The organism is Moheibacter lacus, from assembly GCF_014042165.1.
In the GTDB taxonomy this organism is placed as follows: domain Bacteria; phylum Bacteroidota; class Bacteroidia; order Flavobacteriales; family Weeksellaceae; genus Moheibacter; species Moheibacter lacus.
In genome coordinates this window covers 301,258-322,566 of sequence record NZ_JACDZE010000001.1, presented here as the reverse complement: position 1 = coordinate 322,566, position 21,309 = coordinate 301,258, and the positions used below count along the sequence as shown (strand labels likewise).

At 36.6% G+C, this 21,309-nt stretch carries 22 protein-coding genes; 9 read left to right on the top strand and 13 right to left on the bottom strand.

Features of this window, described 5'->3' with window-relative positions:
• Window positions 1-88 precede the first annotated feature (88 nt).
• Window positions 89-1,453 (top strand): dGTP triphosphohydrolase, encoded by a 1,365-nt coding sequence (dgt, locus tag HU137_RS01515; protein WP_182042043.1) that lies wholly within the window; start codon window positions 89-91, stop codon window positions 1,451-1,453.
• A gap of 195 nt (window positions 1,454-1,648) precedes the next feature.
• Here dgt and HU137_RS01510 read toward each other — a convergent pair whose 3' ends face one another.
• The 3 genes from HU137_RS01510 to kdsB are packed head-to-tail and all read right to left on the bottom strand — an operon-like array spanning window position 1,649 to window position 4,156.
• The gene (locus tag HU137_RS01510; RefSeq protein WP_182042042.1) at window positions 1,649-2,320 is read right to left on the bottom strand and encodes a LolA-like protein; all 672 of its coding nucleotides are present in this window, start codon (window positions 2,318-2,320) and stop codon (window positions 1,649-1,651) included.
• 16 nt (window positions 2,321-2,336) lie between these two features.
• Window positions 2,337-3,410 (bottom strand): iron-containing alcohol dehydrogenase family protein, encoded by a 1,074-nt coding sequence (locus HU137_RS01505; protein WP_182042041.1) that lies wholly within the window; start codon window positions 3,408-3,410, stop codon window positions 2,337-2,339.
• A complete protein-coding gene (kdsB, locus tag HU137_RS01500; protein ID WP_182042040.1) occupies window positions 3,410-4,156 on the bottom strand; it encodes a 3-deoxy-manno-octulosonate cytidylyltransferase in 747 nt (248 codons plus the stop codon). The genes HU137_RS01505 and kdsB overlap by 1 nt, the downstream gene beginning before the upstream one ends.
• Window positions 4,157-4,304: 148 nt before the next feature.
• Between kdsB and HU137_RS01495 the strand changes: the two genes are divergently transcribed.
• Both HU137_RS01495 and rsmD read left to right on the top strand, forming a co-directional pair.
• Entirely contained in the window at window positions 4,305-5,141 is an 837-nt protein-coding gene (locus tag HU137_RS01495) for a DUF3822 family protein (RefSeq protein ID WP_262890124.1), read from the top strand.
• Window positions 5,102-5,653, top strand: a complete 552-nt coding sequence (gene rsmD, locus HU137_RS01490) for a 16S rRNA (guanine(966)-N(2))-methyltransferase RsmD (protein ID WP_182042038.1) — start codon at window positions 5,102-5,104, stop codon at window positions 5,651-5,653. Before HU137_RS01495 ends, rsmD begins: the two co-directional genes overlap by 40 nt.
• Window positions 5,654-5,671: 18 nt before the next feature.
• Here the strand turns inward: rsmD and HU137_RS01485 are convergent, their stop codons facing one another.
• The 6 genes from HU137_RS01485 to HU137_RS01460 all read right to left on the bottom strand — a co-directional run bounded on the left by HU137_RS01485 (window position 5,672) and on the right by HU137_RS01460 (window position 12,887).
• Window positions 5,672-6,718 (bottom strand): endonuclease/exonuclease/phosphatase family protein, encoded by a 1,047-nt coding sequence (locus HU137_RS01485; protein ID WP_182042037.1) that lies wholly within the window; start codon window positions 6,716-6,718, stop codon window positions 5,672-5,674.
• Window positions 6,719-6,799: 81 nt separating this feature from the next.
• Window positions 6,800-7,171 (bottom strand): septal ring lytic transglycosylase RlpA family protein, encoded by a 372-nt coding sequence (locus HU137_RS01480; RefSeq protein WP_182042036.1) that lies wholly within the window; start codon window positions 7,169-7,171, stop codon window positions 6,800-6,802.
• Window positions 7,172-7,359: 188 nt separating this feature from the next.
• Entirely contained in the window at window positions 7,360-8,418 is a 1,059-nt protein-coding gene (locus HU137_RS01475) for a phytase (RefSeq protein WP_182042035.1), read from the bottom strand.
• 6 nt (window positions 8,419-8,424) lie between these two features.
• Entirely contained in the window at window positions 8,425-9,420 is a 996-nt protein-coding gene (locus HU137_RS01470) for a metallophosphoesterase (protein WP_182042034.1), read from the bottom strand.
• 77 nt (window positions 9,421-9,497) lie between these two features.
• Complete coding sequence (locus HU137_RS01465; protein ID WP_182042033.1) at window positions 9,498-12,326, bottom strand: TonB-dependent receptor; 2,829 nt, start codon at window positions 12,324-12,326, stop codon at window positions 9,498-9,500.
• A gap of 111 nt (window positions 12,327-12,437) precedes the next feature.
• A complete protein-coding gene (locus HU137_RS01460; RefSeq protein WP_182042032.1) occupies window positions 12,438-12,887 on the bottom strand; it encodes a GatB/YqeY domain-containing protein in 450 nt (149 codons plus the stop codon).
• A gap of 109 nt (window positions 12,888-12,996) precedes the next feature.
• Here HU137_RS01460 and HU137_RS01455 point away from each other — a divergent pair, with 109 nt between their 5' ends.
• Both HU137_RS01455 and rplS read left to right on the top strand, forming a co-directional pair.
• Window positions 12,997-13,233 carry a putative signal transducing protein gene (locus tag HU137_RS01455; protein WP_182042031.1) on the top strand — a complete coding sequence of 79 codons (237 nt, stop codon included), beginning with the start codon at window positions 12,997-12,999 and terminating at the stop codon, window positions 13,231-13,233.
• Window positions 13,234-13,317: 84 nt separating this feature from the next.
• Window positions 13,318-13,662 carry a 50S ribosomal protein L19 gene (rplS, locus tag HU137_RS01450; RefSeq protein ID WP_182042030.1) on the top strand — a complete coding sequence of 115 codons (345 nt, stop codon included), beginning with the start codon at window positions 13,318-13,320 and terminating at the stop codon, window positions 13,660-13,662.
• A 455-nt stretch (window positions 13,663-14,117) separates the two neighbouring features.
• Here the strand turns inward: rplS and HU137_RS01445 are convergent, their stop codons facing one another.
• Window positions 14,118-15,488: an HTTM domain-containing protein gene (locus HU137_RS01445; RefSeq protein ID WP_182042029.1), complete on the bottom strand. Its 1,371-nt coding sequence runs from the start codon at window positions 15,486-15,488 to the stop codon at window positions 14,118-14,120.
• A 130-nt stretch (window positions 15,489-15,618) separates the two neighbouring features.
• Between HU137_RS01445 and HU137_RS01440 the strand changes: the two genes are divergently transcribed.
• On the top strand, window positions 15,619-16,515 hold the full coding sequence (locus HU137_RS01440) for an MBL fold metallo-hydrolase (RefSeq protein ID WP_182042028.1): 897 nt from the start codon (window positions 15,619-15,621) through the stop codon (window positions 16,513-16,515).
• Between the two features lie 22 nt (window positions 16,516-16,537).
• On the opposite strand, the gene HU137_RS01435 is transcribed toward HU137_RS01440, so the two are convergent.
• Window positions 16,538-17,461, bottom strand: coding sequence for a DMT family transporter (locus HU137_RS01435; protein WP_246361465.1), 924 nt, complete (start codon window positions 17,459-17,461; stop codon window positions 16,538-16,540).
• 74 nt (window positions 17,462-17,535) lie between these two features.
• On the opposite strand from HU137_RS01435, the gene HU137_RS01430 reads away from it, so the two are divergent.
• Window positions 17,536-18,378, top strand: coding sequence for a TerC family protein (locus tag HU137_RS01430; RefSeq protein WP_182042027.1), 843 nt, complete (start codon window positions 17,536-17,538; stop codon window positions 18,376-18,378).
• A gap of 47 nt (window positions 18,379-18,425) precedes the next feature.
• Here HU137_RS01430 and HU137_RS01425 read toward each other — a convergent pair whose 3' ends face one another.
• Entirely contained in the window at window positions 18,426-19,496 is a 1,071-nt protein-coding gene (locus HU137_RS01425; protein WP_182042026.1) for a branched-chain amino acid aminotransferase, read from the bottom strand.
• Between the two features lie 159 nt (window positions 19,497-19,655).
• Here HU137_RS01425 and mnmD point away from each other — a divergent pair, with 159 nt between their 5' ends.
• Together mnmD and HU137_RS01415 are read left to right on the top strand one after the other, a co-directional pair.
• Window positions 19,656-20,354, top strand: a complete 699-nt coding sequence (gene mnmD / locus HU137_RS01420) for a tRNA (5-methylaminomethyl-2-thiouridine)(34)-methyltransferase MnmD (RefSeq protein WP_182042025.1) — start codon at window positions 19,656-19,658, stop codon at window positions 20,352-20,354.
• A gap of 74 nt (window positions 20,355-20,428) precedes the next feature.
• The gene (locus tag HU137_RS01415) at window positions 20,429-20,851 is read left to right on the top strand and encodes an NUDIX domain-containing protein (RefSeq protein ID WP_182042024.1); all 423 of its coding nucleotides are present in this window, start codon (window positions 20,429-20,431) and stop codon (window positions 20,849-20,851) included.
• Between the two features lie 14 nt (window positions 20,852-20,865).
• On the opposite strand, the gene HU137_RS01410 is transcribed toward HU137_RS01415, so the two are convergent.
• A complete protein-coding gene (locus tag HU137_RS01410; protein WP_182042023.1) occupies window positions 20,866-21,222 on the bottom strand; it encodes a hypothetical protein in 357 nt (118 codons plus the stop codon).
• Between the last annotated feature and the right edge of the window lie 87 nt (window positions 21,223-21,309).

Here is a 21,309-nt window from a genome sequence, read left to right as displayed (position 1 = left end):
CCATCATCCAACATCCAACTCCCAACATCCATCATAAGTTTATTTCTAAATTTCCAATTAACTCATTCCCAAATTCTATATTTGTTCCATGACAGATATCAACGAGATATTTTCTTCCCAACGGTTGGGAATTAACCATACAAAAGATACGAGAAGCGAATACCAGCGCGACTTTGATCGAATTATTTTTTCTTCGGCTTTCCGTCGTTTGCAAAATAAAACCCAGGTTTTCCCATTGCCGGGAAGCGTTTTTGTGCATAATCGATTAACGCATTCATTGGAAGTGGCTTCAGTTGGGCGTTCGCTAGGTAGTTTAGCCGGTGAATTTATCGTAGATAGATTCAAAGAAGTCTTAAAACCAGAATCGCTTGATTTTTATCAGCACAATTTATACAACGTGATTTCCTCAGCTTGTTTGTGTCATGACATCGGAAATCCTGCATTTGGACATTCGGGTGAAGATGCGATTGCTTCTTATTTTGAAAGAAATGAGGAGAGCTTGAAAAGTCGGTTTTCGGAAAAGGAATGGACCGATTTTGTTCATTTTGAAGGAAATGCAAATGCGATAAGAATTCTCACACACAAGCAAAATGGCAAATCCGAATCAGCGCTGAGTTTGACCTTTGCCACGATGGCCGCCATCGCCAAATATCCTTGTGAATCCACCGCTCGAAACAAAAAATTTCTTCATCGTAAAAAGTTTGGTTTTTTTCAATCGGAAAAAGAGAATTTCGAGAAAATAGCTTCGACCACCCATATGATTCAAGATGGTGAAGATCCTAAAATTTACAAACGACATCCCTTTGTTTGGCTGGTGGAAGCGGCTGATGATATTTGTTACAACATCATTGATTTGGAAGATTCGCATCGACTGGGGATCATCGACCATGACAAATGCAAGGATTTGATGATGAGTTTAATTGCATCTTTTGATCCAAAAGGAGTTGATAAAGTCAAATCCAGACTGGACGGTATTTCTGATCGAAATGAGAAAATAGCTTACTTACGTGCGAAATCCATTGGCAATTTGATTCGAGAAACGGCTAAAGTTTATGAAACGCACTTGGATCCAATTTTAGAAGGAAATCTTGAACGATCTTTATTGGATTTGGTGAAAATTCAAAACGAAAAATCGGCTGAAGTTTTAAAGGAAATTGAAGCTTTTTCTATCGAATTCATTTACAACCATCATTCGGTAGTCGAAATCGAAAATGCAGGTTATAATGTGATGTATGAATTGCTTTCTCATTTTGCAGGACCGATTTTAAAAACTGATCGAAGCAAATCAGAAGAAAAAGCGATCAAATTAATTCCGACTCAATTCATCTATGAAGAAGGAACGGATTATGAAAAAATGCTGGGTGTGCTCGATTTTGTGTCAGGAATGACAGATAATTACGCAACAGAATTGTACAGAAGAATCAAAGGAATCGAAATCGGGATGAGACGATAGATTTTTTGAAGATTTAGTTCTGAAATAATAAACTTTTATAGTGCACTTTGTGTTTTCTACTTCGTGTTTCTTTGTGGTAAAATTTAACCACTAGGGTCACAAAGTATTTCACAAAGTTCACAACGATAATGTTTCATTTAATGCAATATTTATAAGAAGAAGCAGAAATTAGCTTAGTTTTAAATGAAATCTCAATTAAAATTTAAAAACCTTATCGTCAATTGTCGGATTGATTTGAATGGAAGAAAATTGAATGACGTATTCGCCGCCTTCTTTGGGTTGCCCCACAATTCGCGTAGCAAATTCCAAACCGTTGAATTTTTTATAATCGTAATACATCAATTTTTCTTCCTGATTTTCTTCCCAAAGTAATGTGTAATCTTTTGTGGAAAAGCAATACGTAACTTTGTTGACATTTTTGGTCAGTTCTACTTTGTAGCATTCTTTTCCTTCGAAATTGGCTTTTCCGGTATAAACTGCCGTAAATCCTTTTTTCTGAAAATCCATCATGTCCGAATCGAAACTATCAGGTTCATAACCGATTAAGACTTCATTTTTACCAGAGATTTCGTTATAAGTCCAACCGTTTTTTCCATCAAAACCTTCGTTGAGCATTTCTTTTCCCTGAACCATAAAAGTTACTTTTTTATCGTAAGGACGACGATGGTAAATGGTCATGGGATAGGATTCTTCCAGTCCAAGTACCGCATCTCCTTTGATAATCAGGCTGTTGAGTTTTTTCCAATTGGAAATCCCACCTGAATTTTCCAGATGCTGGTGGATGATTTGTTCTGCTGTTTGTGCTTGACCAATTAGCGAAGCAAAAACAATAAAAAATAAAATTTTAACTCGTAAATCAAATCTCATAATTCTCCCTTCAGTTTTACATTTTTTCATACAATTCTCTCAGCGTATTTTCATTGATTTTTTCTTTCCAGTTTTTTCCCAAAGCATTTTCCCAAAGCGGAACTAAATTCAAAGCGACTTGCACCATTTTATTCATTTCATTATCGCTTAAATGAGCACAAACATTTTTAGGGATTTCGACTTGAAATTTATCGACCATTTTTTTGAAATCATGTACGCCTTCCGGATAATATTCTTCAATTTGGTCAAAAGCAATGCAGTTTCCTACTCCATGTTTGATGCCTAAAATATAAGAAAGTCCATAGCTTAAAGCATGTGCTACACCAACTTGCGAATAAGCAATGCTCATGCCGCCGTGCCAGGAAGCCATCATCAAGTCTTCGTTGGATTCATCGTCCCATTCGGCTTTTTCCAGATAATTTTTTTTGCAAAGTTCGAGTGCCTTTTCGCCATAGCTTTTACTGAAAGCATTTAGGAAAGTACCATTTAGCGATTCTATACAATGGATGTAACAATCCATTCCGGTAAAAAAGGCTTGGTCTTTTGGTGCGCCTTGTGTTAAATTTGGATCTAAAATGACTTGATTAAATGGCGTGAAATCTGAATTCATCCCCAATTTACGAACCGGTCCGGTCAGCACACAAGTTCTGGAAACTTCAGCACCGGTTCCGCTCAAAGTGGGAACTCCGGCATGGTAAACGCCTTCATTTTTCACCAAATCCCAACCTTGATAATCTGCAGACGAGCCAGGGTTGGTCATCATCAGCGAAACGGCTTTGGTCATGTCCATGACGCTTCCGCCTCCATAACCGATGATGCCGGAAATTTTCCCAAACTCTTCTTTAAGATCATCGCGGATTTTGTCAACATAAGAAGTTTTCGGTTCTTCAGAGGTGTCGATGAAAATGATTTTATCATTTCGCTTGACCGGAATATGATGAGCAAGTGATTTGTTTTCAAAACAATGGTCTGCAAAATAAATAATCGGATAACCATTTTTACGAATGGGTTCCGCTATTTCTTCAATTTGCTCAGCACTTCCACGTCCATAAACGACGCGCGGCACCATGGGGAAATTTTTGAAACTCATCACTCCGTTGTTTGTTGTTTTTTTAAATAAGCATTGGCTTTATTCAGATCTTCTACTGTATCGATTCCTATCCCCATAAATCCGGTTTCCAATACTTTGATTTTCATGCCGTATTCCAAATACCGTAATTGCTCTAATTTCTCAGCTCTTTCGTTCTGCAACATAGGTAATTTTGCGAACTTTAACAAAGCCGTTTTTCGGAAAGCATAAATTCCGATGTGTTGGTAATATTTGGCTTTAAAATTGGTTTCTCGTGGATAAGGAATTGGACTTCTTGAAAAATAAAGTGCAAAAAGATTGACATCCCAATTTACTTTTACACTATTTGGATTGTAAATGTCTTCTTCTTCTGTGATTTCTTGCGCTAAAGTGGCTAAAGAAATTTCATCATTCAAATCATTTTGATACGCATCAACCAATTTTTGTAGTGCTTCTTTTTTAACAAATGGTTCATCACCCTGGACATTGACCACGATATCACATTCCAGATTTTCAACTGCTTCCGCAATCCGATCACTTCCGGTTTGATGTTCAGTCAGACTCATGATGGCTTTTCCTCCATTTCCTGTAATTTCCTTAAAAATGATTTCAGAATCGGTAACCACAAAAACATCGTCAAAAAGTTCCGTTTTTAAGGTGTTTTCATAAGTCGTAAGGATGACGGATTTTGCACCTAATTGCGCCATTAATTTTCCGGGAAAACGAGAGGCGGCATATCTAGCCGGTATTACTGCAATTGTTTTCAAATATTTGATTTTGCTTTAAACCAAAAGTACGAAAATCCAATTAATAAAGAAGTTCAAATAAGCGATTCATTCTTTAATTTCAATTCAAGTTTTCAGATGATTTTTTGAATCCAAATGGAAGAGTGGATTTTTTGAACGTTGTTTACAATTGGGTTTTGCAGGAATACATTATCTTTACGCCGAAAAATTTGATACTATTTTAGCTCAAAAAGAACATAATAAATCCTTGTACTTTCTTTTTTACAAAGAAGGTTTTTCATTCTGGATAGCAGATTCAGCAACGAAAACCGATAAAGTTTCTCATTTTAAAGTCACACACTTTAATCTTTGGGAAACCGAAATCATCAAAGAATTGGAAGTAAACCTCAGGTTGAAAAGAAATTTTGATGAGGTCAAGGCAGCTTTTATTTCTTCTTTTTTCAGTTTGGTGCCCAAGGATTATGCAGCTGAAAATCCTGAAGTTTTATTGAATTTTTCTGAAGCAGAATTCGAAGACAATCAATTGATCCATTCAGTTTCTGAGGCTGAATTTTCCTTTGTTTATGGAACTTCTTCTGTTTTGATCAAAAAGCTCAAGGAACAGTATGGAAAGGTTCAGTTTTTTCATTCGGGTGAGGTGTTTTTAAAGTCGATTGAAAATGGACTGCCAACCACAGTTCATTTGAATTTGAATCAGCATCAATTGGAAATTGCCGTAACATCTGAATCCAAAGTATTGTTTTATAATCTATTTGAAACCCCAACGGGCGAGGATATATTGTTTTTCACGCTTTTTGTTATGGAACAATTGGAGTTGGACACCAACAAAGTTGTTGTCAAAACTTACGGCGAATTGATGCCGGAGACCAAAGTGTTCCAAATTCTAAGAAAATACGTTCGTCATGTATATGCGGCTTCAAAAGACGAAGCGTTTTTAAGACATTTCACCATTTATTCTATATCCAAATGCGCATCATTTCAGGTCAATTCAGAGGGAAAAAAATAAACGCTCCATCCAACCTTCCCGTTCGTCCCACGACAGATTTTGCGAAGGAAGCTTTGTTCAATGTTCTGAACAACCATTATGATTTTGATGAAATTTCGATATTGGATTTATTTTCGGGGATCGGTAGTATTTCACTTGAATTTGCGTCAAGAGGAAGTAAACGTATCGTTTCTGTGGATCAAGATGCTGGTTGTGTGAAATTTTTAAGTGAAATGATTCAAAGCATGAATTTAGGTGAGGTGAATTCCATCGTGCGCAATGATGTTTTTCAGTTTCTAAATCGCAATTCGTTTGGAAATTTTGAAGTGATTTTTGCAGATCCGCCATTTGTTTTTGAACAAACGGATTATGATAAAATCATTCAATTGGTCAAAGAAAATGATTGGTTAAAACCGGAAGGAGAATTGGTTTTGGAGCATTCGTCCCATATTCAATTTGATGAGCATCCGCATTTGCTTCAAACCCGAAAATATGGAAATGTCCATTTTTCATTTTTTGATTTTGAGTCTTAACATTCATTAAAATTCAAATTATTTCGCTTCCGAAATGATTTTATTGGCTTCTTTATGGTCGGACTGAGTGGCATCTAATTCTTTTTCTTTGTCCTCAAATTTCACTGAAAGGTGGATGCTGATCGGGAAATGGTCAGAATTAACTTCTTTTTCAATTTTTAAGTCAATTAATCTGAAATGACTGCTCACAAAAAAATGATCAAGCGGCCAACGCATCAATGGATATTTGGCATGAAAAGTATTGAACATTCCTCTACCGATACGAGGATCAAGCATTTCGCTAATTCTTAAAAACAAACGTGTCGTATGGCTCCAAGCAACATCGTTTAGATCTCCAAAGACGATGGAAGGACCATCAAATTCTTTGGCTTTTTTGCCTACGATCAATAGTTCTGCATCTCTTTCTGTGCTTTCCTGATTTTCAATAGGAACCGGTGGAGTGGGGTGGATGCCAAATATTCGAATCCGTTTTTCTCCCAATTCCAGATCTGCAACGATGGATGGAATTTCTTTATCGATTAAATAATTGACCTGCTTATTTTGAATTGGAAATTTAGAATAAAACAATAAACCATAAGTGTTTTCTTTTGGGACTTCAATAAAATAGGGGAAGTTGCTTTTCAGGGATTGCATTTCATGTTTCCATTTTTCATCCGTTTCCAATAAAAATACAACATCTGCTTGAACTTCTTGAATTCTGGTTAAGACTTTTTGGAAGGCTGTGTTTTTTTGGTAAACATTGATGGTGAGGAATTTAATGCTGTGTTTGGGGTTTTTTTCCTGTTCAGAATTCAACATTTTTTTTGAAAAAAAAGAATAGGGATAGATGAACCAAAATAAATAACTGGTATTGGCAATTAATAATCCCAGAATTATCCATTTCATAGGTTGATCAAATTTCACGAAGATTCCCGCATACAAAAGGATAAGGATGGAAATGCAAAAAAACTGAAAACGAGGATAGTCCCAGATTCTGATGTACCATTTGGGTGATTGAATTAAAGGAATTAAACTGAGGCTGATCCATAAAAAGGAAGAGAAATAAAAAATAAGGTCAATGGCCATGGATTCAAGAATTTTTAAATTAAGATACAAAAAAAGCTCCCGGAATCAGGAGCTCTTTTTGATAATTCTTTTATAAAGATATTAGTTAACCACTTCATAATCTATGGACATGATCCCTCTGTTTACATCACCAATTTCATTAAAAGCAGCTTTGCTCAAATCAAATTGACGGGATTTCACAAATGGACCTCTGTCATTTACCTCCACTACTACAGATTTTCCTGTTCTGTGGTTGGTGATTTTTACTTTTGTTCCAAACGGAAGTGTTTTATGTGCAGCTGTAAAATCATGCATATCATATTTTTCACCGCTTGCTGTTTTTTTACCATGGAATTTATCTCCATACCAAGAAGCTTTTCCACTACCGGATAACCAAGTGGTCCCATTATAAAGAGCAGCACCACCGAAGGCGATAAATCCGATAAGCAATACAAATGTAATTACTGATTTCATTATTCGTTTATTTCAGATTTGCTCGGCAAAAGTACGAAGCTTCCTCTTTTTGAACATCTCCTTGCTTTTTTTGCTACTTATTATAAGTCCGAAAATCGCTGTAAACGCTTTATTTAAGCAAGTTTGAGTGTGTGGTTAAACTTCTGTTAAAAATTAAAAAACTGTTAATTTTTTTAACAACTAATTTTTTAGGGCTTATAATTTTGGTCAATTAAGGTTTGGATTTTATTCCATTCATACAAATGAAAAAGTTTAGGATTGCTCATGGCAACCAGAAATCCATTGGGGAATTTTGAGCCGAAATTCACACTTGAGGCATCTGCGCCGTCACACTCTATGGTAGAGACCGGAATTTCAGCTATCAATTGATGGTCATTTGGATTTCCATTATGTCCTTCTCTTTCATATACCAAAAAAGTATTTCTTTGTTGATTGGAAACCAAAATATATCCTGTTGAATCGTCTTTTTTATAGATGGCAATTCCTTCATGGTCAGATTTTGCATCTTTTTGTGCAAAAAATGCGAGTTCTTCATTGCCTTTTTCGGGATTTGCTTGGTATTTTCTCACGCCAACTTGTTCGTCCGAATAATAAACAAAACCCAGTTCGTTGTCTACAGCGATGGCTTCTATTTCCTTTTTACCACTGTATTTCCCAAATTTCCTAACTACTTCTCCTATTACTTTACCGGTTCCGTCATCTGCAAGTTTGTATTGCCAAAGATAATTTTCTGAAGGGCCTGTTTTTCTTCCGACTATGGCGTGAATTTCCCCATTTGGATTGGTGTAAAGGGCAATTCCCATTCCGTCACGGAATCCTTCACCGGTTTCACCTTCAAAGATTTCGATACCTCCATTGTCAATTGGTGTCAAATCAGGTAAGCTGAAAACTCTGATTTTATGGGATTTACGTTCCGTTGTGACTGCTATATCCACTTTTTTCCCATTAAAATTTAGTCCATAAGCCACATCCACATTATTTGGACGTTGCATATCGAGAAATTTATGGACGATTTTTCCATCCAAATCATAAGCATATAGTCCGCCGCCGACTTCTTTATCGGTACCGATAATTAGACTTTTTGAAAAATCATTAGGATTGATCCAAATTGCAGGATCGTCAGTGTCGTGTTCAGTGGGTTCGGTTATAACTTCTGGTGTTAATGCACCCGGTAAAACCGGCGCTAATTTCTCTGAACATGAGAAAGTTAAGGTGATGATGGATAATGATATAATTAAATTTTTCATGCGAATTTATTTTTTGATTTCATAAGAATGTAAAACTTCCGCTTTTTCTTTTCCGGCTTTTACAGTTTGTACTATTAATTTATTCTTTAAAAAAGAAAATGTCATAAATCCGGGCTCTGCTGCTGCAAAAATTGTTCCTTCACGATTACCCGATTCTCTGACTTCACTTCCCGCTCCGGAAAGAAACTGAGTTGTATATCTGCCTTTTGGTTGGATGATTTGCAGGTCGTGTTCATGACCACAGATGTAGGCGTCGACTTTATATTGGTCAAATAAATCGGCGAATTTTTTCTCAAATTCTAAAGTGTCTTGATTCGTTTTTCTTTTTCCGCCGCTGTACAATGGATGATGACCTACTACAACTTTCCATTTTATCGCAGGATCTTTTGTTTCTAAAGTTTTGATCAACCAGTTTTTTTGTTTAGTAGTGTCTTGAGTATCTATTTCCCTGTATTTTTCAGGATTATCATGATAGCTGTCAATAAAAGGATTGGTGTCCATCACGACCATCAATAATTTTTCACCGTCTTCCAATTCAAATGTTTTGCTGTAATACCTCGCCGGCATATTCCATCTTCTGCTAACATCAGAATACGCAATTTGGGCTTGAACATTGCCGCGATAATCATGATTTCCCAAGGCTACATACCAGTCAGCGTACAAAGCAGGATTGGTAAATACATTTTCAAAAGAAGAAATCCAGTGGTAATCTTGTGTGCTTTGAACTCCATTTGGATAAAAATTATCACCCACTGAAACGATGAACTCTCCTTCGAGAACGATCATTGCGTTACCTAACTCACGCGCAACATCTTTTTGATAATAATCTCCTACTCTGCCAAAGTCACCCAAAACCAAAAAACTAAAACTGTCATCTTCATATTTTAAACCTGGAATATCATTTCCGGAATATCCGGTTGATTTTTCGTACTCAAAGGGAGTTTGGCCGAATAAGTTTGAGATGAAAATTAGAAGGCAAAATGTAAATATAAATCTATTCATTGGTATTTATTTTGATGACCAAGCCGATGAGGCATTTTACTCATCGGCCGGCATTTGATAATGTTTTAAAGAATGAATTAAAAGTCAAATTTTACTCCGAAATTATACCTTGGCTGATAGTATTCCATCTGCATGGTTCTGTCCTTAATTCCTTGATAATACCGCAAAGGTTGATTGGTTAAATTATTGGCTTCAGCAAAAATTCGGAAGTTTTTAGTAATCTTAAAGGAAGCATTGGCATCCAAAAAGAGTTGCTCATCATAATAACGATCTTCGAACTCACTACCTCCCAATTCATCTAAATAATCTGAGGCATAATTCAGGGAAACACGTGCCGAAAATCTATTGTTTTCCCATGAAAGAGATCCATTGAACATATGAGGAGCCGTTCCAGGAAGGTTAACATCCGTACGTTCTTCCCCATCTTCATTGGTAATCCCTTTGGCTTTTGACTCTGTAAAAGTATAGTTCAGATAGATTCCTAATCCTTTCCAAAACTTGCCTGGAATAAAGTCGAATTGTCTTTGGATAGCTACTTCAAACCCATACACATCTACATTGTCACCATTTCTTTTTTGGATAAATTTCCATTCATCTGAACCTTCAATCGGATTGAATTGATCTTGAAAATCATTGGCGAAATTCTCTCTTGAATATCGATTGTTTCGATAAGTGTAAATGAAATTATTCAAATTTTTGTAAAAAACACCACCTGAAAGAATTCCGACAGATTTGAAATATTTCTCTGCCATCAAATCAAAATTATAGGCATAAGTTGCATCTAAATCTGGATTTCCTGCAAATAATTCCATGTCTTCTACAAATGAACTTACATAAGGTGCCAAATCATAATAATTAGGTCGCGCCAATGCAGTGGTGAAGGCAGCTCTGAAAATCAAATCTTTATTCGCACTGTATTTAAAAGCAATGCTCGGTAAAATGTTGGTATAATCATTTTTATTGTTGATTTCACCGATTAAATCCTCTTCATCTTGAACATAATTTCCAGTGTAATCGATCGATGTATGTTCAACCCGGACTCCGGTAATCATGGAAAGTTTATTGGTGAAATCTTGGTCCCATCTGAAATAACCTGCATAAATATTTTCCTTTGCCTTGTAGTTCTGAGAAAGGTATTCGGCCGGAACCAATTCACCTTCAAACAAATTGGGATTGTTTAAATCCAAATTCCCTAAAAATTCTGGAGAGGCAAAGTAACCGGGGACATACTGAGATCCAGCTTGGTATCCTTCTCCATCAAAGTATACATTGGGGATTTGATTTAAATTTCCGAAATCTCCCACTGGAGAATACTCTGTCCAGATGTTGTCCCGTTCTTTGTCCTTGATTCTCAAACGTCCACCAAAACGCAAACGTCCTTTTTGATCAGTAATAACAGAAAGTGGAATTCTGAAATTTAGTTTTGCACCGAATTCTCTCTCCTCTGTCCAATCATTGTTTTCAGAAATTTCTTTGAGCGAATATTGTTCAATCGATTCACCGATAGGTGTTAAATTGAATTTTTTAGGATCACTCAAACCTGATTCAAAAGTGTAACCCGAACCTTGAAATTCGATGTACCTTTCATTTGGACGATCTTCACTTGCAGTTGCATAATTTGCAGACCAATCCATGTCAATTTTTGAGCCCAATAAATGTTCACCACCGATGGCGTAATTTTGAACAATCTGTCTTTCTAAACGGGTATTTTTATTTTTGTTATTGTCTATACCGCCTTTGGTCTGACGGCGTATGTTTCCTTCATATCCTACCACATTATTTCCTTCAAAAATGGGTTCTATATTTCTGTATCTTGTTCTGAAACGATTTTCTCGGTCATCTCGCCAGTTGTATATACCATTTGCATAGATTTTATGATTTTGATTGAATTCATAATCGAGTGCAATTGCCACACTTCTTCTAATTCTTTGGACATCATATTTACGGATGTCCATTTCCTCGATGTATGCAAAATTATCGTTTGCATTACTTTCATCTTCATATTCTGCCCAAACTCCTTCCACATTATCAGATCCAAAATTATTGTTGTTATATGAACCACTGAAAACCAAGCCCAATTTTTCATCAAAAAATCGATTGCCATAAACAAATCCTGCCGTATAATTTCCATTTTCTCTGATCGGATTGTATCCGCCCGCAAGTGTTGCTGAAATACGCTCACCATTTGGCGAAGCCCTTGTAATCAAGTTGACAGAGCCACCGATTGCATCTGCATCCATGTCTGGCGTAAGGGTTTTATTTACTTCGATTGTCGAAATCATGTCAGAAGGAATGAGGTCCATCTGCACATTTCTATTGTCACCTTCCGCTGAAGGAATGCGGTCTCCATTGAGTGTAACCGAATTTAAATTGGGAGCCAAACCTCTGATGATGATGTTCCTTGCTTCTCCTTGGTCATTTTGCATCGTGATTCCCGGGACGCGCTTCAAAGCATCGCCAATGTTGGCATCGGGAAAACGACCAACCTGATCTGAAGAGATCACATTGGTAATATTCTGATTGTTTTTTTGTTGGTTCAAAGCTTTGGCTTGTCCCTTCAATCGATCTCCCAATATGACTACTTCTGAAAGAATGTGAGTTTCAGCGCTTAATTGAAAATCGATAACTGAATTTTCATTTCCTATTACTGTAACAGTTTGTTGCGTAATTTCATAACCCAAATAATCTACTTCGATGGTATAATTTCCTTGTGGAACGTTTAAGAATTCGTAAGAGCCATCTTGATTGGAAATCGTGTAACGATTCCCCTCGCTAAGTGTTACTACTGCTCCCGGCAATGATAGATTTCCGTCTTTTTCCGTAATTTTTCCTGAAATAATGCCAGAAGACTGGGCAAATGAAAAATTGAGAGATAAAAGAAATAAAAGTAGATGAAAGAACCTCATAAAAAATAATTTTACCGCAAAACTATGTTGAAGTCAAATCTTTTCTGTTAAGGGAAAATTAATAGTTTTTAAAGAAATATTTAAGATTCTGTTTTAATATTTAAACAGGCTTTAAGAGTTAAGCAACTTCTTAACTGTTTCAGCGATGGCTTTCCCTTCCGCTTTTCCGGCCAGTTTTGAAGAAGCAGCACCCATTACTTTTCCTATATCTTTTCCAGATGTTGCGCCTACTTCTGCGATGATTTCTCTTATGGTTGTTTCCAATTCTTCAGAGGAAAGTTGTTGTGGTAAAAAGGTTTGGATGACTTCCGCCTGCGCCAATTCTTTTTCGGCTAATTCAGCTCTGCCGTTTGCAGAAAATTGTTCAGCCGCCTCTTTTCTTTGTTTGATCAATTTTTGAAGCATGGCGATTTCTTGTACATCCGAAATTTCTCCGTTTCCACCCGAAGTTTTCACTAAAAGTATTTCGGATTTTATAGCGCGTAATGCTTCCAAAGCGATGGTGTTTTTGGCTTTCATCGCTTCTTTCATCTGGTCCATTATCTTGGTTTCTATGCTCATTTTTTCTAAATTTTATACAAAGATACAAACCTCAAATTATTTCTATTTGATCAATTTTATTTTGAAATTATTTCATTGATTTTTTCCAATTATTTACTAAATTGGTTAGATGAACAAAGAACTTGAAAACCGTCGGTTTGTGACCCTTGAAAATTTCTCCAACCTTTGGACTGCTGAGGTGGTTAAAAATCGTTTGTTAGAGGAAGGCATCCACGCATTTATTTTAAATGAAAACATCAATTATTCATTTGGTCCAACTTTTTTAGAAGGATTTCGACTTCAAGTTGATCAAAGTCAGTTCTTAAAGGCTTTAAATATTTATAAGAATTCGTTGCAAGATTTATAAAAAGTTTATACTTTTGCACACCATTGACAAACCTCTGACGAAATCCGTGTATGTTTCTCAATGTTAACAAATTACATAATCAAAATGGAAAGTTTAGTAAAATACGTACAAGACAAATTTGTAACGAAAAAAGAATTTCCGGAATTTTCAACAGGTGATACCATTACGGTTTATTCAGAAATTTCTGAGGGTGGTAAAACCAGAACCCAGTTTTTCAAAGGGGTAGTGATCCAACGTAAAGGACAAGGAACTACAGAAACTTTTACCATCCGTAAAATGAGCGGTGAGGTAGGAGTAGAAAGAATTTTCCCGGTAAATTTACCAGCGATTCAAAAAATTGAATTGAACAAGAAAGGAAAAGTTAGACGTGCGAGAATTTATTACTTCAGAGAATTAAGAGGTAAAAAAGCCCGTATCAAAGAAGCATAAGAAATTTAATTTCTCAGTGAAACTCCCTTCGAAAGTTGGGAGTTTTTTAATGGAATGAATTCAAATGATTTAACGTCGGATCGATTTAAGATGTTGATTTCTTAAATCTTAATGATTTTGAATGAAAGACAAATATGAGTTGGTATGAATTCGCAGCAACTTTAAATCTTAATGTTTAGTACACGAAAAAAATCGTATAAGGTTGATGAAAATAACTTTAACCACATAGGAATAGGATCTTTAAGATATTTAAGTTTTCATAGTAGCCGCCTTTGGCGGTATATGGTTAAATAAATTATTTTGATCATTTTATGTTCAACGAAAAGTGGAAACTATTTTAACTAATGCGCACCGATAAATAAGAAAAAAAAACTATGCGCCTATGTGGTTGCATTACAGTATTTTGTGTTTTTTTTCATGTGCTGAAATCTTAATGTTTTTTTATCTCAAGTCTTTTATCGAATCGGTTCTTTTTTCGAATAGTCTTCCGGTTCCGGAAGGATCCAATCTTGATGACCGAAATATTCCCATTTGGTATCTGCCAAATCCACTGAACTGTCTATATAATTATGATAAGGACCCCGGTTGATAGATAAACGGGAATGTACATAAACTTCTATCTCTTTACCTTTTTTCAATTGGTCTTTTTTGAGGTATTGTACGAAATACCAAATCATATCAGGTCGAGTGACAACACGATTTCGCTGTAATCCGGTCATGTATTCGTTCAAATTGACCGAATTTCTTTCACCTGTAGCCTTGTCCACCATGAAAAATTGAGTAGTAGCAGATTTGGTTCTCAACATCATGCGCCAAGAAAGCCTGTGTCCTTCTTCGGTCCATAAAACATCACCCGGTATATGCCAGTGACGTAGCGGTAAATAAATTTGCCAAATGATATAAACCGAAAAAACAAAACTGAAAAATACCTGATTTTTATGTCTAGGTTGAAATTCGGTTGAACCGGGAACGAAAGAAGTTTTTCTAGGGAAAAACAATTTCCGCATGGATTCTGCCGGGAAACAAAATATCGCCAAAGCCAAAGCGAAATAGGGAAATATGCCAATGTGTAATGTGGCCGAATTGAAAATATGGAAAAATAATGCTGCAAAAAAGGCGAAAACTCTCGTTCGTTTCCATAACAATAAGGGTACGATCAATAAATCAAATCCAAATCCCAACCATGAAAAAACCTGCGCAAATTCTCTTGTCCGGAACATTTCCGTGAGCGGTTCCCAAGCGATGTTTTCATGCGCCCATCGCGCTACACTTCGGTAACGGATCATCAAAAAATCACCGTTCATCCAGCCCGGATAGAGTTTGGCCAATGCTGCGAATGTATAAACAATCAAAAGTTGGAGTATGAAAATCAATCTCGTCCAGAGATAGCTGTAGTTGGAACGGATCTGAGGCCAAAGCCAAACATCTACCGCTTTGTATCGGTTTGCAGGAATGAAAACCATGAACCAAGCAATCAGCATCACCAGGTAATAATGGTTGTTATAATGTTCCTTTTGCATGAAATATACCAGCGACCAACCCAATGCAAATATGACCGTTGTGATTCTGTAAAATGCGCCCAACATGATGAAAATGCCCATCAAACCAAGAAAGCCATAGACATAATACATGGTTTCTCCCAGTAGAAATCTCGTCCATTCAAATCCTATAAAAGTAAAACTGAATTTGGTCTCAACAAATGTTTCCGTAACCCATCCGGTACCGATTGAACCCCAACATTCTACCGCCATCAATAATCCGAAAAAGATGCGGAAGATGATGATTTGTGAATTATCGATTCGTTGAAATAAAATATTACTTAACATAGAATTTTAGCCAATCAAAACTATTAAAAATTCAGATAGAAACAGCGTTTGCTTTGATTTTGTTTTCAGAATGTACCATTTCTGAAAAACTTTAGTAAATTGTTCCAAATAATTTTAGAAACTAATTTTTATGCAAACCCATATTATGGATTTGGACTTTTTGGACGAATCATCTTCTATCGCTTCTTTTTTAATCGAATCTTCTGATGGTTTGATCCTTATCGAATCCGGTCCTGAAACGACTTTTGACCATTTGACAATAGCCATCGAAAGGAAAGGATTTGATTGGAAAGATGTGCGTCATGTATTGTTGACCCATATCCATTTTGATCATGCCGGAGCGGCTTGGAAATTTGCAGAAAATGGAGCGGAAATTTATGTGTATCCGATAGGTTTGCCTCATCTTCAAAATCCGGAAAAGCTTTGGAATTCGGCCAAAATGATTTATGGTGACGATATGGACAGGCTTTGGGGCGAGATGAAACCGATTGATGAAAAACTTTTGGTGGCTGCTGACGATGGCGAAGTTTTGAAAATTGGCGGTTTGGAAATTAAAGTACATTATACGCCGGGACATGCGGTACATCACAATGCTTATCAGATTGAAAATATCATTTTCACGGGAGATGTTGCCGGCGTGAAAATCAACAACGGACCTGTGGTTCCACCTTGTCCGCCGCCCGATATTGATTTGGGGAAATGGAAAAAATCGATTCAAAAATTAAAAGATTTGAAACCGGAAAAATTGTATTTGACGCATTTCGGGATTGTGGAGGAGGTTGAAAAACATTTATCTGAATTGGAAATTATTTTGGAGGATTGGGCGAATTGGATGAAACCCTATTTTGATGCCGAAACTTCAGCGGAGGAAATCACGCCAAAATTTATGGACTACACTAAAAATCAATTGAAAAAAGCGGGTGTTTCTGATGAAGATTTAATTCGCTACGAATATGCCAACCCAAGTTGGATGTCGGTTGCAGGACTTTTGCGGTATTGGAAATTGAAAGAGCAGGGGAGGATTTAGAAAGTTAGAATTAATAATAGTTTCAATTCCTAAAATCCCAAAATTTCCATTTCATGCGCAATGGTTTTCCGGCTTGTTTTTTTAATAGGCCATTTACCAAAATCGCCAGAACCATGATTACCGTCGCGATATAAAAAAGCGGTGTCATTTTTTCCGATTCTCCAAAGATGAGATAGGCGATGATGATGCCGTAAACCGGTTCGAGATTGACATTGAGCAACAAAGTAAACGGGCTGATGTATTTCATGAGATTTACCGATTCGATCATCGGATAAGCGGTAAATAAACTGCCCAACAAAATCAATAATCCCAAATCTTTCCAAGAAACATCTACGAGTGTAGAAAATCCGCCGAAAAAAGGTAAAAAAAGACAAACGACAAGCCATCCACCGAGCATTTCATAAAACATGATTTTTTGCGATGGAAAACGCGTATGGATTTTTCCGTTCAATACAGAAAATAAAGCTGACAGAAAACTGCAGATCACACCGAGAACAATTCCAAGCCAATAATCCGGACTGGCGTTGTAAATCAATAAAATACAACCCGAAACGATAACGGCGAGGATGATTTCGGAGAGAATGATTTTTCGTTTAAAAAAAAGCGGTTCGAGGAATGCAGAAAAAAGAGCACCAGTGGAAAGCGTACTCAGCGCAACCGCAACGTTTGATACTTTTATCGCACCAAAAAATGCCATCCAGTGCAGTCCGATGATCACGCCGATTCCCAACAGCATCGCAAAATCTCGTGTATTTAATTTTAAATCAATTTTTCTGATTTTCAAGATGAAAAACAAAACAAGAGCAGCCACCAGAACGCGGTACCAAACCAACGGTACGGCTTCGACTTCGATGAGTTTTCCTAGAACACCCGTAAAACCCCATAAAAGGACGATGAATTGTAAACGAAATTGAGCTGCTGAAATCAAATCGGAAATTTTCCTCAAAATTAGGTTCTTCCTATTGAATTTCGATCAACTGGGATAAATCTTTTTGTAATTTTGCGAAAAATTTTTGACCGATGGATTTAAGTATATTAATGGAGCCGACAGCTTGGGTAGCTTTGCTTACCCTAACTTTCTTGGAAATCGTATTGGGAATTGACAATATCGTTTTTATATCCATTTTATCCGGAAAACTAAAAGGAAAAGAGCAGAAAACGGCCCGAAATGTAGGATTGGTTTTGGCGATGTTCATGCGCATAGGTCTTTTATTTGGGATTACATGGTTGATGACATTGACCAAACCCATCAGCTGGTTGACATTTGATTTACCTTTTTTAGAAGGTGCGATGACCGGTCAGAGTTTGATTATTTTATTGGGAGGACTGTTTTTATTGTACAAAAGTGTCACAGAAATCCATCATAAATTGGAAGTAAATCAACCCAATGAAGAAGAATCGGAATACAAAAAAGCTGGAAATAGTTTGGTTTCAGTAATCGTTCAGATCCTTGCTGTAGATTTGGTGTTCTCGTTGGACAGCGTGCTGACGGCAGTTGGAATGGTGACCCCGGCTGAATTTGGGACACATGAAGCGGCGATGGCAATTATGGTTACGGCTGTGGTGATTGCAGTTTTGGTGATGTTGTTGTTTGCAGGTCCGGTTAGTAAATTTGTGAATAATAATCCGACGATTCAGATGTTGGCTTTGTCGTTTTTGATATTAATCGGCGTGATGCTTTTGGCCGAATCTGCGCATTTGTCCCACCTGAAAATGTTTGGATCGTATGTGGGGGCGATTCCGAAAGGCTATATTTATTTCGCTATTTTCTTCTCGCTCGGTGTAGAATTCTTGAATATGAGATTGAGTAAAAAAGCCAAACAACTGAAGTTGAACAATCCCGAATTCGAAGAAAAAGAATAATGAAAAAGCCGGAAATTTCCGGCTTTTTTTATGATTTAAGAAGTGAATTAAGCTTCTACCAATTTCTCTTCTACTTTGATTCTCCATCCAAATGGATCTTCGCTGATGCCCATTTGTAAATCGACCAATTTTTTCTTCAAACTTTTCCCATAGGATTCTTCCAATGGTAAATCTGGCAATTCCAATCTTTCGTCGCCATATCCAACCGCCACATAATTGTTAACAACGACTGCAGTTCCAACACCGAAAACTTCTTTTAATTCTCCGGATTTATGAGCATTGTAAACTTCTTCAACCGTAATTTTTCTCACTTCAATATCAATTCCGCTGCTTTTGGCCAATTCGATCATGCTATCTCGTGTAACACCATTCAAAATACGCTCAGAAGTTGGAGCGGTCAATAATTTGTCCCCGATTCTAACCATTACATTCATGGTTCCGGCTTCTTCAATCAAAGTATGCGTAGCATCATCGGTCCAAATCACTTGATCATAACCTTCTTCTCTGGCGATATGCGTCGGATAAAAAGAACCTGCATAATTTCCGGCGGCTTTTGCGTAACCAACACCTCCATTTGCAGCACGGCTATAACGATCTGCAACTTTAACGGAAAGAGGTTTGTTGTAATAATTTGGTGCGACTGCCGTAAGGATGACAAATAAATATTCATTGGCAGAACGCGCGGTGATGGCTTCTTCTGTAGCAAACATAACAGGACGCAAATACAAAGACATGCCGTAGATGTCCGGAACCCATTGTCTGTCCAAATCTACCAAAGCTTTTAAACCTTCCATGAAAATTTCTTCCGGAATTTCCGGCATATCCAAACGAACTGCCGATTTGTTCATTCTTTCAAAGTTTTTTTCAGGACGGAAAAGAAATACATCTCCCTCAGAACCTTTATAGGCTTTCATTCCTTCAAAAATCCCTTGACCATAATGCGCAACGGACATCGCAGGGGTAAATTCTAATTTTCCATAAGGTTTTATAATGGGCTCTCCCCATTTTCCATCTTTGTACGAACATACCAACATATGGTCTGCAAATGCCGTCCCAAATGATTGAATATTAAATATTTCAGGGGTGAATCTTGATTTATCGATTTTTTCTATAATCATACTCTCAATTTTTACTTTTATTTTGCGTTTCGCAAATTTACTTATAATAATTCTAAATGAAGTTGTAAACAACTTTTTATTATTGATTACTTTTGAATCGACCGAAACCCAATGGGTTTAACGCCATAAAATTAGTATTCAATTCATGATTTTCTCTAAATGTTAGATAGAAAAATAATTCAGACAGAAGATGGTTCCGCCACGATTTTTATTCCGGAATGGAACGAATCTTACCATTCCAAACATGGCGCGATCCAAGAAGCCTATCATGTTTTTATCCAAAATGGATTGACCGATTTTATGGATAAAAACGAAATCTCCATACTTGAAATCGGATTTGGGACAGGATTAAATGCTTTGATTACGGCTTTGGAAGTTTTAGGAAAATCTATAAAAGTGAATTATACCGGAATAGAAAAATATCCGGTTACGGAAGAAGAATTTTCCAAATTAAATTATGCTAAAACTTTAAAAGAATTCAATTTAAATATTCCAATTTCAGAGACTGAAATCCAAAAACACTATTTCGATTTAATGCATGCAAACTGGGAAGAAATCGTAGCGATTGAACCCAATTTCAACCTCAAAAAAGTCCAAGCCGATTTTCTTGAATTTGATTTTCCAACTGCTGAATTTGATTTGGTGTATTTTGATGCCTTTGGTGCTCGTGTTCAGCCCAATTTATGGACGGAAGAATTATTTGAGAAAATATACCATTCCATGAAAAATGAGGCAGTTTTTACCACATATTCTTCAAAAGGAAGCGTACGTCGCGCACTGCAAACGGTTGGTCTCGATGTGGAAAAACGACCTGGGCCACCGGGGAAACGTGAAATGTTGGTTGCGAGAAAAAAATAGAAGTTGAATGGTGGAGTAGTTTTGATTTATAGGGTTGAATTTTTAAATTCGAATTTAAAAAAAAACAGTGCAAAATGAAACCATTTAATGTCAGAGTATATGGGCTTCTTGTGGAGCAAAACCAAATGCTCATCATCCGCGAACCTTTTGCAGGAATGATCATCGATAAGTTTCCGGGTGGTGGACTGGAATATGGAGAAGGACTGATCGATTGTTTGAAACGTGAGTTTATTGAGGAACTCAATCTGGAAATTGAGGTTTTGGCACATTTTTATACACAGGATTATTTTTTAGCATCCAGATTTGATGAAAACGAACAGATTTTGATGATTTATTATAAAGTTCGGGCAATTGATATTTCCAAATTGAAAGTGCTTGATCAGGACATTCAAGAATTGATTTGGGTAGATTTGGATGAACTTGCTTCAGAAAATTTGACGTTGGAAACAGATCAATTGGTCGTTGAAATGTTATTGAATTCTTCAAATATTATTTAGAATTCGAAAGTGATTTAAAACATTTCTCTGTCTTCAAAATATTGAATGACAGCGTTTTTCATTAAAATAGACTGTTCGTTTGCTTTTAAATCGGGAAGAGGTTCTAGAAACTCAAATTGCGGCCAACCATCCTTATCCAAACCATCAAAACGATAGTAGCCAAATGGTTCCAAAATCCTGCAAACCGCAATGTGGAGCAGATTTACTTTGTCATCTTTTTTGAAACGGCGTTTTCCTTTTCCCAATTCCTGTACACCGATGAGAAATAAAATCGTATCCAAATCGGGCTTTTCCCCATCGGTAAAATTTTCAGTAAAAAACTGTTCTACTTTTTCCCATTTCTGTTTGGATGTCAATTCGGTGTTATTCATGGCGCAAAGGTATTAAAGTTTCAAGTTTCAGATTCAAAGTTTTTTGCCATGGTTTAAATTTCTTAATTTTCCCTCCTTAAATTTCAA

What these genes read in the sequence shown, in the direction of transcription:
- dgt (WP_182042043.1), top strand. Translation starts at nt 89, where the DNA reads ATGACAGATATCAACGAGATATTTTCTTCCCAACGGTTGGGAATTAAC.
- HU137_RS01510 (WP_182042042.1), bottom strand. Translation starts at nt 2,320, where the DNA reads ATGAGATTTGATTTACGAGTTAAAATTTTATTTTTTATTGTTTTTGCT.
- HU137_RS01505 (WP_182042041.1), bottom strand. Translation starts at nt 3,410, where the DNA reads ATGAGTTTCAAAAATTTCCCCATGGTGCCGCGCGTCGTTTATGGACGT.
- rsmD (WP_182042038.1), top strand. Translation starts at nt 5,102, where the DNA reads ATGCGCATCATTTCAGGTCAATTCAGAGGGAAAAAAATAAACGCTCCA.
- HU137_RS01485 (WP_182042037.1), bottom strand. Translation starts at nt 6,718, where the DNA reads ATGGCCATTGACCTTATTTTTTATTTCTCTTCCTTTTTATGGATCAGC.
- HU137_RS01480 (WP_182042036.1), bottom strand. Translation starts at nt 7,171, where the DNA reads ATGAAATCAGTAATTACATTTGTATTGCTTATCGGATTTATCGCCTTC.
- HU137_RS01475 (WP_182042035.1), bottom strand. Translation starts at nt 8,418, where the DNA reads ATGAAAAATTTAATTATATCATTATCCATCATCACCTTAACTTTCTCA.
- HU137_RS01470 (WP_182042034.1), bottom strand. Translation starts at nt 9,420, where the DNA reads ATGAATAGATTTATATTTACATTTTGCCTTCTAATTTTCATCTCAAAC.
- HU137_RS01465 (WP_182042033.1), bottom strand. Translation starts at nt 12,326, where the DNA reads ATGAGGTTCTTTCATCTACTTTTATTTCTTTTATCTCTCAATTTTTCA.
- HU137_RS01460 (WP_182042032.1), bottom strand. Translation starts at nt 12,887, where the DNA reads ATGAGCATAGAAACCAAGATAATGGACCAGATGAAAGAAGCGATGAAA.
- HU137_RS01455 (WP_182042031.1), top strand. Translation starts at nt 12,997, where the DNA reads ATGAACAAAGAACTTGAAAACCGTCGGTTTGTGACCCTTGAAAATTTC.
- rplS (WP_182042030.1), top strand. Translation starts at nt 13,318, where the DNA reads ATGGAAAGTTTAGTAAAATACGTACAAGACAAATTTGTAACGAAAAAA.
- HU137_RS01445 (WP_182042029.1), bottom strand. Translation starts at nt 15,488, where the DNA reads ATGTTAAGTAATATTTTATTTCAACGAATCGATAATTCACAAATCATC.
- HU137_RS01440 (WP_182042028.1), top strand. Translation starts at nt 15,619, where the DNA reads ATGCAAACCCATATTATGGATTTGGACTTTTTGGACGAATCATCTTCT.
- HU137_RS01430 (WP_182042027.1), top strand. Translation starts at nt 17,536, where the DNA reads ATGGATTTAAGTATATTAATGGAGCCGACAGCTTGGGTAGCTTTGCTT.
- HU137_RS01425 (WP_182042026.1), bottom strand. Translation starts at nt 19,496, where the DNA reads ATGATTATAGAAAAAATCGATAAATCAAGATTCACCCCTGAAATATTT.
- mnmD (WP_182042025.1), top strand. Translation starts at nt 19,656, where the DNA reads ATGTTAGATAGAAAAATAATTCAGACAGAAGATGGTTCCGCCACGATT.
- HU137_RS01415 (WP_182042024.1), top strand. Translation starts at nt 20,429, where the DNA reads ATGAAACCATTTAATGTCAGAGTATATGGGCTTCTTGTGGAGCAAAAC.
- HU137_RS01410 (WP_182042023.1), bottom strand. Translation starts at nt 21,222, where the DNA reads ATGAATAACACCGAATTGACATCCAAACAGAAATGGGAAAAAGTAGAA.